Consider the following 14,750-nt stretch of genomic DNA (forward strand, 5'->3'; position numbering starts at 1 on the left):
TTCTTGCCATTGACTCTTCCGACGCTCAATTCACATGTAAATTCTTATGAAATTAATTTTACCATAAGTATGTATAAAAGATAAGTATTAGATGGACTGCTTTTCGCGACCAGCATCCATTGACAAAACGAGGGTTTTATCAGATAATATTGATGCTAATAGGGAATGAATGTCTCCCTCAGTTCTTACTGAAACCGCAATTTTGCTAATGACTTCTACCACTTTTTTAGTGTGTAGTAGTCATTTTTTATTTTCACTCGTTCGTCATAGTTGCAAGAGCATTATTCCTATATTTTTTAAAGGATCGTGATAGAAATGAAGAAACAAAAAACAACGTATTTTGAACTGACTACATTAGGTTTGCTCAGTCTGGTGATTGGGGTGCTTGCTGGAGCCGTTGACACTTTCTTTGGTAAAATTTTGCTGTTCTTAAGTGCCTTTCGTGAAAGTCATTTTTTGCCATTGATTCTCTTCTTACCAATTATCGGTATTTGCTTTACTTACCTTTTCCAAAAGTATGGCGATCGGAGTCCTCAAGGAATGAACTTAGTGTTTTTAGTCGGGCAGGAAGAAGAAAAAGATATTCCGCTGCGTTTGATTCCTTTTGTAATGGTGGGAACCTGGCTGACGCATTTATTTGGAGGAAGCGCCGGCAGAGAAGGAGTTGCGGTTCAGTTAGGTGCCACCATCGCCAATCGTTTAGGAAAATGGCTGCGAATAGAAAAGTACGCCAGCACCCTGATCATGATTGGGATGGCTGCGGGATTTGCTGGTTTATTTGAAACCCCCATCGCTGCGACGTTCTTTGCATTGGAAGTGCTTGTCATCGGTAAATTCAGTCATCATGCCCTCTTACCTGCTTTGCTGGCTGCTTTCACTGCTAGTACGACTTCTCAATGGTTAGGCTTAGAAAAATTTAGTCTTATGTTGCCTCAATCCGTCGATTTGACGATACCTGTTTTTCTGAAATTACTTGTGATTGGGTTGATTTTTGGTATGGTTGGCGGTAGCTTTGCGGGCTGTTTAGAAACGATGAAACGCATCATGAAGCGGCGCTTCCCGAATCCACTGTGGCGTATTGGGATTGGCGCATTGGCGTTAGTCTTGCTTTTTGTTTTGTTGTATCAAGGGCGTTATTCAGGCTTAGGAACAAATTTGATCAGCGCGAGTTTCACGAATCAACCGATCTATTCTTATGATTGGCTGCTTAAGTTGGTGTTGACCGTATTGACCATCAGCATTGGTTTTTTGGGTGGAGAAGTCACCCCTTTGTTTGCGATTGGCTCTTCTTTGGGGGTCGTGTTGGCGCCACTGTTCGGACTGCCTATCGAACTGGTAGCAGCACTAGGCTATGCCAGTGTTTTTGGCAGCGCCACTAGCACCTTATTTGCACCGATCTTTATTGGTGGAGAAGTCTTTGGCTTTCAAAATCTACCCTTCTTTGTGATCGTCTGCTCCGTCGCCTACTTTATCAGTAAACCTTATAGTATCTATCCTTTACAAAAAACATCGGCAATGGGACAATGAGCCACTTCTGAACACAACAAGAGCAAAGAAAAAACCGCGAACAAGTCGCGGTTTTTTGCTATTTTGCACGTTTTAAATAGGTACCTTCAGCTGTATTGATTTCTAGCATTTCGCCTTCTTCAACAAAGTCAGGAACATTGACAACTAAGCCCGTTTCCATCGTTGCTGGCTTACCAGAACCAGTCACAGTTGCCCCTTTGATCGATGGCTGTGTTTCAACAACTTTCAAGATTACGCTTGAAGGTAATTGCACGCCAATCACTTCGCTGCCGAAGAATTGGATTTTTACTTCCATGTTTTCTAGAATGAACTTCATTTCTTCTTCAACCACTTCAACTGGAATTTCATATTGTTCATAGGTTTCCAGATCCATAAAGAATGCGGTATCGTCCATTGTATATAGGTATTGTACAGCTTTCGTATCGATATGCGCTTTTTCAAATTTTTCTTCTGGACGGAAGGTTGTATCGTAAGTCGAACCAGTCCGAACGTCACGTAATTTCATACGCATAACCGTATTTCCTTTACCTGGTTTGTGGTGGCTGGCATCTAATACTTTGATAAGTTTGCCGTCTTGAACAAACGTCATTCCAGCTCTTAAGTCACTTGCATTGATCATAATTTTGAAATCTCCTTCACTATGTGATAATCCTTGTCTATTGTATCAAAAAAAACAGCTTTATTCTAGCTAAATCAGTGGGAAGGTCGCACAAGTTTGCGCCGCTTCTCCATGTAGTGAGGATCGTACTCATCCGTTTCAATATAAATATAGACTTTTTTATCTGCCATTTGATGTCGGATCTCGGCTTCGATCTCATTAATGATCTCATAGCCGACCTCTTCTTGTTTTGCGGCAATATCGACTTTCGCTGCAATCAAAATTTCTGCTGGCCCTAAATGGACTGTTTTCACATCGATCAAGCGATCAACATCGGGACGTTCAAACGCTTGTTTGATCACCGCTAAATCACGTTTGGTAACACTTTCCCCAATCAGTAGACTGTAAAATTCGCGGGCTAAGAAGATCGCTGCTACCATCAATAAAAGACCAATCAATAAGCCGCTGAAGGCATCAAAAAATGCGTTCCCGGTAATCATTGTTAAAACCGTTCCGATCAGTGCGATCATCAGACCGATCACCGCACAAAAGTCTTCTGTGAAAATGATCAAAATCTCACTATGCCGACTTTCTTTCAAAAAACGATAGATTGGTTGACGTTCGACGTTTAGCTCGCGGATCTCCTTGATTGCGATCCACAACGAACTTCCTTCAACGATCATCCCGAAAATCAAGATAGCGATCACTAACCAGGTATTGCCGACTTCATGGGCGGGATGCAGCAGCTTTTCCACTGCTTCCATCACGCCTAGTGCGCCCCCACCAAAGAAGAGCATCATCGCAACGATCGTGCTGAAAAAATATTTCGCCCGACCTTCACCAAACTGATGCAGTTCACTTTGTCCCTTTGTTGCCCGTTTATCACCGATCAATAAAAAGATCTGATTGCTGCAATCTACGACACTATGAATGCTTTCATTCAGCATGGCCGCACTACCGCTCAAGGCATAACCGACAAACTTACTGATCGCCACCAAAATGTTTGAGATCAGTGCAGCGATGACCGCCATCATGCCATTTGCTTTCTTTTCCACACCTAACGCTTCCTCTCATCAATAAACTCCCTGCTTATTATGCAACTATTCTTCACGAATGAATCAAGCTGCCTCTAGTTCCTCAATCAACAGGTGCTTGCTTTTTCAACTTCGCCTCTCTACGACTGATTTTTTTGGTCCAAAAACCACCCGAGATATACTTGGGTTCATAGCTGATGATAAACGCTCGCTCTTCCACCGCTTTGATCGTTTGATAGAGCTTTTTCTCACTTTTTCTTTGGGAAAGAATCTCTAAAATCAGTCGCGGGCCTTCCAATCCTTCACCAAAGCTTTGTGTCACACCATAGCCCTCTTGTCGCAAAATCTTCGGCAAACTCTTTTCTTCATCTGTATTACTAGGTAGGATCACTGTGACCATTGTATAGCCCAGAGCCAGCTTATCTTCGATTTTGATCCCGATACTGACTCCTGCAGCATAACCTAATGCATAGAACAAGAGATTCAGTGGGTTATCCAAACGATCCAATACCATAGATAAGCCTAAAATATAGATCGTGATTTCGATCATACTCACTAATGGGGCAATCACGCGATACCCTTTCATTGTCAATAAAAATCGCAGTGTGTTCAATGTAACATAGGCGAGATTGATAAAGAAAATCATCGCCAGCATTTGTAGATCAACTTCCATCTTTGATTCCCCCTTGTTCTTAGCATATCAAAACGCAAGCGAAAATTAAAATATTTGAGCAGGATTTAATTACTAAAATAACTAAATTAAATTTATTCTGCAGAAGGCAAAGTGCTTAGGTGATTTCGTTGATGACTACCGTGTCATGATTTTGCTCATCGATCCATTGCCTGTGGTTTCACTCACTTCTATTGATTGAAAAGCGTATCCACCAAAGTGGGAAAAGTAGTGTAAACCACTACTCGTTTGTTTCAGACAAAAAAAGAAGCCCAATGGCAAATGGACTTCTTTTTGTCTGATCAACTTTTACAGTGTTCGATCATATTCACGATTGCAGAACATATTTACTTGTTTTCCAAGGGGTTATTCGTCAGCACCAGGTACGAAACTCAGCTCCCAATGGATGGTTCCTTGATAACTTGTTGCTTGTGGCCTCGCGCCAATAGGGATTTCCAGCTCGACACTTTTTTGCATGGTATGCTCGTTTCCATAGCGTTGAATCCAAGTTCCCGCCCCTTGCTTTTCATTGGCACGTGCAATCACTTGGTTCTGCGGTCCCAGCTCAATTGCTTCAAAGTAGTCTGGTGCTTCAGAGGGATTTTCTCTAGAGGTAACCATTTCAATATTATTCAAATGCACACTCGCTCCTTTTAAGTTGTGCTTAAACGCATCCGTGCTAACGAACCCTTCCTCAGATAAACGGGCACTCAAGGTCCAGCCATTTGGGAGAAATCGACGATCGGAAACCTGAATATAGTTTGGTCGTTCGGTTGATTCATAATCATCCACTGAAGAAATTCGTTGCGAACGCGCCGGATAGCGGCTTGTCGACGAGCGAATCGGTACTGTACCAAAATCGAATTGTGAAACAAAGTCTATGCTGACAAACCCGCGATTTTCTGGTATCAATGGTGGATTTTCAGGAAGAATCGGTTGATCAGGATCAAGGGGATCTTTTGGGTCAACGTCACCAATGGGTTCCACAGTGGTTGATGCTTCTGCCCATTTACCATCAAGAAATGCCTGTGCGGTGACCACCTCACCTTGTGTAAAATACTGGAAAGGTTCTAAATCAGATAGATCAAGTAAATAGTGCCCGTTTTCATCCGCTTGTGTGTGAAAATACCCGCTATTGCCAGCACTATCGACTGTCGTTTCAAGCGTCGGTTCTGGCATCAGCCCCTCTCTTTGAAATCGAAGGTAGCTACCAGGATTGGCAGTTCCCGAAATCGTATAGGCATTAGGTAAGGTTCTATCTTCTGTCAAAGGATCGATGGTCACCGTGATGTCTGGTATTCTCTCAAATAATAGACGTTGTGAACGAGAAGCAAACTGCGCGGCAACCCCTCGACTTGTGTCCTCATTCAGTGAAGATACATTGGTCACATTGGTATTGGTTCCTGAAATCGCCGCAGTCATGGACAGAATCGGTTGCCACTGAAAATCAGATGGGTCTCCTGTATTTCCATGCCGCCACTGGCGAATCGCCTGGTTCTTTGCAGTGATTCCTCCCCCTTCAATTAGACCATTTGTTGTGGTCGTTATTGGGCGGGTTCTTTGCAAATTGACACGCTTGGCATCGTCGATCGTCAATCTTGCGGGATTGTTGGCACCACTAAAGAAAAGTAGGCGTTGGACAGGTTGAGGGCTGTCCGAACGAATATCTAAGGTAGCATCTTTGCCAACATTGAGATTGCCAGTCGTGCCAGAGAAGTGGAAGATATTTGCGGTTGTATTTTGATTTGTTGCTTCAACCTCTAAGGTGCTGCTGTCTTCTAAGGTTACATGAGTATTGGCACTCAACCAGAAAATATGACTATACAATGTTCGGTTTGCAGCAGTAACCGACAAGCGACTTTTTTCCATTAAGCGAATATCATGAGGCGTGCCTGATGTGATGACTGCCGGACTGTTGTTTTGTGTATTTAATGCCAATTCCGCACCTTTTCCTAACTCAATGCGTCCATTGCCAGCGACAAACCGAATATTGGCACCACCTGCTTCACCAGCTGAACCGTTGGCATTTAATGAGAGTCGGGCATTATCCCCTAGTACGAGACGCGCATTCGTATTATAAAAATCAAGATTTCCTGAGCTGATCGTCGACATTTCGACGTTTGCTCCCTCACGAAGTTCTATTTGGTTGATTTCAAAATTCGCTTGGATGTTCGAGTGAATCATCCAAGAAGCATTGAAGTCTGATGTATATCTAGGCGTTTGGTGTGAAACCGAATGTCCAGAAAAGCTTGCTCGAGAGTGCAAACCGTAAAACAACTGATTGCCAGTATGGTTGAGATTGTGGTACCGAATGATTGAACGCTGCTGATTTGTCATGTTCAAATCATGGTATTCAATTGCCCCCCAAAAGTTTCCATGGTAGAGTTCCAAATTTTGCAAGGTAATGTCCCATGGGGAATCAGGATTGACACTCGAATCGCGGAAACAGATCGCAACGGCTCTAAGATCCATCTGATAGGTGTCGAGACCATCAATGATTAACGTTCTTGAAACTCTCGAGGCATTGATATAAACATAGGCTAATCCGCCATTAGGATTGGCGCTGCTGCTCCAGCCGTCAATTCCCGTAATACCTAAACGAGGATTATCGTTCGTTTGAAAACTGGCTGTCAAATAAATATAATTGACCGTCGGATCGACCATTGCAGCCATAAATTCGACCCAGTTAGCAACCCCTCTCTTTTTTACGTCGTCGCCTAAAAGATACAGATTGCCAGGATCAGAATCTGATGCCTCAGGAAGCTGGCTTTCTATTTCCTTCTCTTCTGCTACTTGATCCTCTTGATCCAATTGATCAGTGGAGTCACTCGAATCAGTTTGGTCATCCTCTTGTGTATCCGTAGGGTTTGTCTCCCGTGCTTCTTTTATCTCAAGTATTATCATTGATTCTGCTACCTCAAATGGAAACGACCCTGCTGTATCAACTACCACTGGAACCAAGAAATCACTTCTAGGGGTATCGGTCGTTAGTTTCCACCCATTCTCTTCAGTGGTTGGTGTAATTTTGACTCCCTTTGGCAACTCCTCTTCAGCAATAACCGCAGATTGCGGCAATCGGATCGCTATTTCATTAATGGGACGGTCCGTATGAAATGCGACTAGCAACATGTCTCCTACAGTCCCAGCTTTCGTTGATTCATCAAAATAAATGGCAACTCTTTCCTCGGCTTCTTTCTCTCGTATCGGTTCAAATGCTTCACTCGCAACCGTGTCTTCCTCCAGCTGAGCAGCAAAGAAAATGTTTGAAGAAAACACACTCATGGTTGAAAAAAAGTAGAGTCCTCCAAGTAAGCCAATAATGATAGTGAAATATACCTTTCTCTTTTTCTTGTTCATTTGTTGATGCCCCACCTTTCAGCGTATCTTTCCCTTGAAATCGATCATGGATCAGTCCTTCCCAAAGAGCAGCTTTAGCCATCAGGACGCTTGCTTCCCTTTTTCAATTACAGCTGATTAGAAAACCACAATCCTGTTACCGTTTGACCTGCCATCGATTTTAAATGACAAAAGAAATCGCCAATTAAAATAACAAACATTATAAATAACGATGGTTTTGATCGTTTCACTTTATTCTATAGCCCACGCTATCGCTTAGTAAAATCAGAATATTCCTCAGCCGGTGAAAAATGTAATTCGACTAAGCATTTTGTGAAATCGGCAGTTTCGGCACACAAAAAAAACAGCTAGATGTTAGCCATCTAGCTGAAATCATTCATCGTTATGATCAAAGGACCACTTCTATTAAGAGTAACTGTCACTACTATTTAGAACGAAAATAGCCATTTGAAGATTCTTCTTGTTGATCGTCTTCAATCATTCCTTTTAATGATCGATCTAAAACGGAACGTTTTTTCTCACCATTTTTTTTGTTATTGGCGCGAAACTCACTGCGCGTCATCCCAACAGAGGGATGGCGATTGAATTTTTTGACGGTTGGATCATTTTCTTCTTTGACTTGATAAGCTGCTGGTTCCGTATCAAACAACAAATAACTTTCTTGTTTTTTTGCCATTGCATCCATCAAATCGTTCGGCGTAATTTCAGGTTTTTGCTCATCTGGAATAATTGATGCAGGAATATATTTAGGTACGAAGTAAGAGCGCCCCGAATATTCTTTTTTCGAAGAAACAGGAACCTCAGCTTTTTCCTTCTTACTGGTCACTTGATAAGAAGAATGGTTCGCCTCTTTGCCAAAAAAATTGGTTTTTCCTGTTGGCATCTGTTCTTTCACCGGACGTTTTCCGTACTGAGGCAAGTTGGCACGGTGATTGGCAAGCTCTTCTTTTTGACGAACATTGTGCCCCCGATCGCGTTGGCTGGACTGCACTTTACGCTGCAAAGATTGATTTTCTTCCTTGTGAGAATGACTCACGGAATCTTTGATTTCGGTTAAAATCCAATCATCTGCTTTACTGAATGCGGGGCGATGCTCGGATTGCAGCTTCACACCATCTGTATCATCATAAGCAGGAAAACGGAAGTGTTTTCGTTTCACATCTAAATAATTTGCCACTGTACTCATCCTCTTACATGCATTTTTTTCATCATACCATAAATTAAGGAGAATTTCACGAAAGACTACACCATTTCAGATGAGGACACTTCAGCTAAATTCGGCTGGAGGCACCGTCTCAGTCAAGCTTGCTGCATTCGGTTCTTTGACATGGGCAAATAATGGATCGATCTGCCAAATATCTGCAGCATAATTTCGCACCGTTTCATCTGCCGAAAATTTGCCTGCATTCGCAATATTCATTAGGCTGACTTTACGCCAGCGCTGCGTATCCTGATAGGCACTATCTACCCGATGCTGCGCGTCACAATAGGCATGAAAATCCTTTAATAAAAAGTATTCATCATTGTATTTCAAAAGGGAATCAAAGATTTCTCGACCTTCTACTTGAATATTGGGGATCGTCCCATCAATAAAGGCATTGACCACCCGTTGCAAGACTGGATCTGACTCATAGTAGGTGTAAGCAGAATAATTATGCTGGGCGTAATACTGATACACTTCTTCTTCCGTCAACCCAAAGATCGCAATGTTTTCATCACCGATCGCATCTCGAATCTCAATATTGGCACCATCTAAAGTCGCAATCGTTACTGCCCCATTTAGCATCAACTTCATATTGCTTGTCCCTGACGCTTCCTTAGAGGCCAATGAGATTTGTTCACTGACATCCGCTGCTGGAATGATTTTTTCTGCTAATGAAACGTTGTAATTTTCTAAAAATACAACCTTGATTTTATCATTGATGGTTTCATCATGATTGATCAGATTCGCCACTTCATTGATTACTTTAATGATCGATTTTGCGTAGTGATAGCTTGGTGCGGCTTTGGCACCAAAAATAAAGACTCTTGGATGAAACGCTGCAGTCGGATCTTCTTTAACCTCAAAGTAGAGCTTCAAGATATGCATTAGATTCAGCAGTTGTCGTTTGTACGCATGCAGGCGTTTGATCTGCACATCAAAAATTGCCGTTGGATCTACTGTAATGCCCGTTGCTTTTTGAATGTACTTTGCCAGTGCACGCTTGTTACTCATTTTTGCGTCGGCAATTTGTTGCAGAACGGTTTCGTCCTCATAATAATTTTTGAGCAACTGCAGATCCAAGGGGTCATTGCGCCAACTCGTGCCGATCGACTGATCCAGCACTTTGGCTAATGGTTGATTGGCTAGCTGAAGCCAGCGCCGTTGTGCGATACCGTTGGTCTTATTGTTGAAACGGGCAGGATAAATGAGATAGAAGTCATGGAGTACCACTGATTTTAGTAAATCAGAATGGAGCTTGGCTACCCCATTGACACTATGGCTGCCGATGATGGCGAGATGTGCCATATGGACTTGATCATCAATAATGATTCGCGTCCGATCCAGTAAGGCTTGCGGATGGACCCCTTGCATTCCTTCGACAAAGCGCCGATCAATTTCTTTAATGATCTGATCCATTCTCGGCAAAACTTCTTCAATCATGCGAACTGGCCATTTTTCTAAGGCTTCCGCCATGATCGTATGGTTCGTATAACTCATGACTTTCACGGTGATCGCCCACGCTTGTTCCCAAGCAAGGCCTTCTTCATCAACTAAAATACGCATCAGTTCTGGGACACAAAGTGCTGGGTGCGTGTCGTTGATATGGATTGCTACTCGTTCACTGAGCATTGCTAAAGGCAGATTCGATTTTTTATAATAGCGAATGATACTTTGAATGCCTGCAGAAACAAAAAAGTATTCTTGCATCAATCGTGTGCGTTTGCCGATCTCGTTTGAGTCATCTGGATATAAAACAGCAGTCAAATTTTCTAAAGCTTGCCGTGATTCCAATGTCGCATAATGCGCCTCATCTTCAGCAGGTACTTCGACACTCCACAAGCGCAGTGTGTTGATGTGTTGATTCTGATAGCCAACCATCGCGGTGTCATACGGAACTGCCCGCCAGGTAAAGCCACCTTCATAGACCGGTGCTAGTTTTCCGTCCTCTCCCGTAACGAGATAGACCTGCCCACCAAATCGAATAGGCACCGCTTTGCTTTCTTTGCGGACTTCCCAGACATTCCCAGAGCGTAACCAATCATCTTGTAATTCTACTTGATGGCCGTCAATAAATTTTTGTTTAAATAATCCATAGCGATAGCGAATCCCGTTCCCATTTCCCGGCAAGCTTAATGAAGCCAGGGAATCCATAAAACAAGATGCCAAACGACCGAGGCCCCCGTTGCCTAAAGCCATGTCTTTTTCTGTATCCGCAACGTCATCAAGGGAAACGCCTAACTCTTCAAAAACGGCTTTGGCCTGCTCCAACAGCTGCATATTCAACAAATTGCTTTTTAACATTTTGCCAGGCAAAAATTCGATTGAAAAATAGTACGCTTGTTTTTGATCCTCCAACAAGAGATTTTTTCTGGTTTGACGCCAGTCTTCTGAATACATTTGCTTCACCACATTGGCTAGTGCTTGAAACAATTCCTGCGGTGAAGCTTCATCCATTTCAATCGCAAAGAGTTCATGAACACTGATTTCTAGCAGTTCACGCAATCGTTCTTTTGTCATAGGGTTACACTCCTTTTTGCATTCAATTTATAAAAAAGAAGAATCCTTGCCGCCAAAATTGCTAGTCATACAACTAGCAGTTCTGTTGCAGACAAGGATTCTTCTGTCTTAAAACAATCAAACTTTGATAGTATTATACAACTGGATATAAAGATCTGAACTTTGATTCCAGCTGAAATCTTTTTCCATTGCTTGCTTGACCAATACGGTCCACGTTTCCTGATCGGATTGATACAATTCGATCCCTTGTTTCAAAGCATTCATCAAGTAGAATGGTGAAAACTCTTGAAAGCCAAAGCCGGTACCTTGTTTCGTGATCGGATTATAGGAATCTACCGTATCTTTCAAGCCACCGATTTCGTGAACGACCGGTAATGTACCATAACGCATCGCGATCATCTGTGACAGTCCGCATGGTTCGAAGGCGGAAGGCATCAAGAAAAGATCCGCTGCTGCGTATAACTTTTGCGCCAATGCAATATCAAAAGAAATCGCAGCAGCACATTTATCAGGATATTTCTGAGCAAAATAGCGAAAACCTTCTTCAAAATCATGTTCGCCAGTCCCTAGTAAGATGAACTGAACATCAAATTGCAAGAGATTTTCCATTTCTTCAAGGACCAAATGGAACCCTTTTTGAGTGGTCAAACGGCTAACAACAGAAATCAATGGGACATCTTTACGGGTAGGCAAACCAAACTGTTCTTGTAGCGCTCGCTTGTTTTGCGCTTTACCAGACAAGTCCTCTTGATTGAAAGAGTAGTCCAAATGAGGATCGGTTTCTGGATCGTTCATTTCATAATCAATTCCGTTTAAGATGCCACTGAGTTTGCCGCTTTCCATGCGTAAAATGACTTCAAGCCCACAGCCGAACTCAGAGGTTTTGATTTCTTCACTATAGGAAGGACTGACCGTCGTGATACGGTCAGCATACAAGATTCCAGCTTTCATAAAGTTCAAACAATCGTTTAAACGTAGCGTACCATCATCGTATCTCTCAGTCCCCATCCCAAAAAGATCTGGTAAAATATCGCGACTATACCACCCTTGAAACCCAATGTTATGGATCGTCAAAACGGTGCGTATGTTTTGATACGCTTGAATCCAATGATATTTCTCTTTGATCAAGAAGGGAATCATCGCCGTATGGTAATCATTGACATGCACGATGTCTGGAATAAATTCAATGCGTTCCATCATTTCGATCACGGCTAATTGGAAGAAAGCAAAGCGTTCCCCATCATCATAAAAATCATAGAGCCGTTCGCGACCAAAATAATAGAGATTGTCTATGAAATAATAGGTCACAGAGCCTAGAACTAATTTTTTGATCCCACAATATTGCTTGCGCCAGCCGACCGCTACTTCAAAGGAAAAACAATCTTCCATTTGCTCTTGGTATTCAGCAGGCATTTTCGTGAAATAGGGTAAGACGACCACTGTCTCGACGCCTTTTTTGACCAACTCTTTTGGCAATGCCCCTGCAACATCCCCTAATCCGCCTGTTTTAAAAAATGGGGCGCATTCCGCTGCTGTAAACAGAACCTTCATGCGCTTGCCCCTCCAATAACGTCTTGGGTGACATGAGAATTTTTCTTAATGACGATTGGCGTTTCTTTGGTTCCTTGCACTTTGACACCTTCTGCGATGGTCACATTTTTATCTAGGATCGCATAAGAGACTTCGGCACCTGCTTTGATCTCATTATTTCCGAAGATGATCGCTCCTTTGACTTTTGCTTCGGGATGGATCTTCGTGCGGCGGGCAACCAGTGACTGTTCGACCGTTCCTTCCACGATGCAGCCAGAAGCAAAGTGGCTATTTTTCACGTCAGATGTTTCCGAATAATACGTTGGCACTTCGTTTTTCAGTTTGGTATAGATCTTTTGATTCGAATAAAGCAACGACGTAAATTTATGCACATCGAGCATGTCCATATTTGTTTGATAATAAGAAGAGATATCATAAATGTTACTTAAGTAACCAGTGTATTCATATAGACCGGTATTTTCAACAGCGATCATTTCTCGTAAAAATTGACCGAGGTCTGCCGTTGCGCCAACTTTTTGCCCCTCTTTAAGAGCCGTGATCAGGCGATCTGTTTGAATGATAAAAATATCCGTACATAAGTTGACAAGGTCACTGACCTCACCTTTTTTCGCTTGGATCGCTTCTTCTAAGTGACCTTCACTGTCTACATTGAACAACAGATCACTTTCGCAAATATTGTCACTGCTGATGCGTTTGTACACAACGGTCATTTCATTGCCTTGTAGCTGATGGATTTTCAGCAAGGCACGTAAATCAATGTTGCATAAGACTTTGCTGCCCATAAATACGGTATGATCCGATTTGGATTTTTCCAAATAGTCGATGACATTATAGTAATACTCTTGTCCTTCTGCTTGCTTTTTCAATGAGTCTTGGAACAGGTGAATAAAGAAACGGTTTTGTACGCCGTCCAAGTTCCACTCTTTTCCGCCACCGATATGATCGAAGACCGACTGCGTTTCTCCTTCATTGAAAATCATATAGACTTGTTTGATATTGGCATTTTCGATACTTGAAAGATTGAAATCTAACAAGCGATACTTGCAGTCAAACAATAAGGTCGACAGCGGACGGTTTTCTGTTAATGGCATCAAGTCTTGGTATCGTTGCAGATTCCCTAAAATCGCACACATTTTATTAGTTCTCATCAATCGTCACCCCTAAAATTTCAGAATAGCCGACTACGGCAATTTCGTCTGTTCCATCGATCTCTGCGTCGTCACCGATCACTGCATTTTCCCCAACGATCACTCGGTTTAATTTAACATTTCTACCGATCACCGCTCCAGGCATGATCACGCTGTCCTTGATCGTCGATCCTTCTTTCACCTGTACGTTTTCTGATAAAATACTGTGCTCGATTTCCCCTGCAACATAACAGCCATCCATCACGAGAGAGTTTCTCGCAGCCCCAGTCTCAGTCACAAAATGTGGTGGTGCGATTGGGTTTTTAGAAAATACTTGCCAACTTTTATCCCGAATATTCAACTCCATTGCTGGATCAATAAATTCCATATTGGCTTCCCACAATGAATCGATCGTTCCTACGTCTTTCCAATAGCCAGAGAAGCGATAGGCAAAAACGTTGTCGCCGCTTTCGAGATAAGAAGGAATGACATGTTTCCCAAAATCGACCATTTCGCCGTCTTTTGTATAGTTACTCAACAGCATACTGCGCAGACGACTCCAATCGAAAATATAGATCCCCATTGAAGCGAGATTGCTCTTTGGTTCGGCTGGTTTTTCATCAAATTCGATGATACGGTCATTTTTATCGGTGTTCATGATTCCGAAACGCGAGGCATCTTTCATCGGTACTTCGAGAACTGCAACCGTCAATGAAGCATCATTTTCTTTGTGTTTTTCCAGCATTTCTTCATAATCCATTTTGTAGATATGGTCGCCTGATAAAATCAAGACATATTGCGGGTCCATCTCATCGATATAAGCGATGTTTTGATAGATCGCATGGGCAGTTCCTTCAAACCATTTTTCGCCTTCTGAATTTGAATATGGTTGTAAGATCGTCACACCGGTACTGATTCCATCCAATCCCCAGCTCGCACCATTTCCGATATGGTTGTTTAGTGCTAATGGCTGGTACTGAGTGACAACACCCACATTTTTGATTCCTGAATTGACACAATTACTCAACGTGAAATCGATGATCCGATATCTACCACCAAATGGAACCGCTGGTTTAGCAATATTCTTTGTTAATTTTCCTAATCGAGTCCCTTGTCCCCCTGCGAGGATCATTGCTAACATCTCTGTTTTCATTTTGTTTGGTGA

The 14,750-nt window shown here is 42.5% G+C and carries 10 protein-coding genes and 1 riboswitch; of the genes, 1 reads left to right on the forward strand and 9 read right to left on the reverse strand.

The window, feature by feature from the left end; genetic code table 11:
- Positions 1 to 152: 152 nt before the first annotated feature.
- Positions 153 to 225, forward strand: a riboswitch (Fluoride riboswitch).
- A gap of 90 nt (positions 226 to 315) precedes the next feature.
- Positions 316 to 1,527, forward strand: a complete 1,212-nt coding sequence (locus A5878_RS10565; RefSeq protein WP_060792232.1) for a chloride channel protein — start codon at positions 316 to 318, stop codon at positions 1,525 to 1,527.
- A gap of 58 nt (positions 1,528 to 1,585) precedes the next feature.
- On the opposite strand, the gene efp is transcribed toward A5878_RS10565, so the two are convergent.
- The 9 genes from efp to A5878_RS10610 all read right to left on the reverse strand — a co-directional run bounded on the left by efp (position 1,586) and on the right by A5878_RS10610 (position 14,738).
- Positions 1,586 to 2,146 carry an elongation factor P gene (gene efp, locus A5878_RS10570; protein WP_005229668.1) on the reverse strand — a complete coding sequence of 187 codons (561 nt, stop codon included), beginning with the start codon at positions 2,144 to 2,146 and terminating at the stop codon, positions 1,586 to 1,588.
- 74 nt (positions 2,147 to 2,220) lie between these two features.
- Positions 2,221 to 3,159 carry a cation diffusion facilitator family transporter gene (locus A5878_RS10575; protein WP_005229666.1) on the reverse strand — a complete coding sequence of 313 codons (939 nt, stop codon included), beginning with the start codon at positions 3,157 to 3,159 and terminating at the stop codon, positions 2,221 to 2,223.
- Between the two features lie 103 nt (positions 3,160 to 3,262).
- A complete protein-coding gene (locus tag A5878_RS10580) occupies positions 3,263 to 3,832 on the reverse strand; it encodes a DUF2179 domain-containing protein (protein ID WP_005229664.1) in 570 nt (189 codons plus the stop codon).
- 363 nt (positions 3,833 to 4,195) lie between these two features.
- Entirely contained in the window at positions 4,196 to 7,186 is a 2,991-nt protein-coding gene (locus A5878_RS10585; protein ID WP_060792231.1) for a WxL domain-containing protein, read from the reverse strand.
- A 424-nt stretch (positions 7,187 to 7,610) separates the two neighbouring features.
- Positions 7,611 to 8,372 (reverse strand): hypothetical protein, encoded by a 762-nt coding sequence (locus A5878_RS10590; RefSeq protein ID WP_005229660.1) that lies wholly within the window; start codon positions 8,370 to 8,372, stop codon positions 7,611 to 7,613.
- An 81-nt stretch (positions 8,373 to 8,453) separates the two neighbouring features.
- Positions 8,454 to 10,907 carry a glycogen/starch/alpha-glucan phosphorylase gene (locus tag A5878_RS10595; RefSeq protein ID WP_086295535.1) on the reverse strand — a complete coding sequence of 818 codons (2,454 nt, stop codon included), beginning with the start codon at positions 10,905 to 10,907 and terminating at the stop codon, positions 8,454 to 8,456.
- Positions 10,908 to 11,024: 117 nt separating this feature from the next.
- Entirely contained in the window at positions 11,025 to 12,458 is a 1,434-nt protein-coding gene (glgA, locus tag A5878_RS10600) for a glycogen synthase GlgA (protein ID WP_060792229.1), read from the reverse strand.
- Positions 12,455 to 13,606 carry a glucose-1-phosphate adenylyltransferase subunit GlgD gene (gene glgD / locus A5878_RS10605; RefSeq protein ID WP_060792228.1) on the reverse strand — a complete coding sequence of 384 codons (1,152 nt, stop codon included), beginning with the start codon at positions 13,604 to 13,606 and terminating at the stop codon, positions 12,455 to 12,457. Before glgD ends, glgA begins: the two co-directional genes overlap by 4 nt.
- On the reverse strand, positions 13,596 to 14,738 hold the full coding sequence (locus A5878_RS10610) for a glucose-1-phosphate adenylyltransferase (protein ID WP_016610807.1): 1,143 nt from the start codon (positions 14,736 to 14,738) through the stop codon (positions 13,596 to 13,598). Before A5878_RS10610 ends, glgD begins: the two co-directional genes overlap by 11 nt.
- Between the last annotated feature and the right edge of the window lie 12 nt (positions 14,739 to 14,750).

The organism is Enterococcus sp. 3G6_DIV0642, from assembly GCF_002140635.1.
Classification (GTDB): domain Bacteria; phylum Bacillota; class Bacilli; order Lactobacillales; family Enterococcaceae; genus Enterococcus_D; species Enterococcus_D casseliflavus.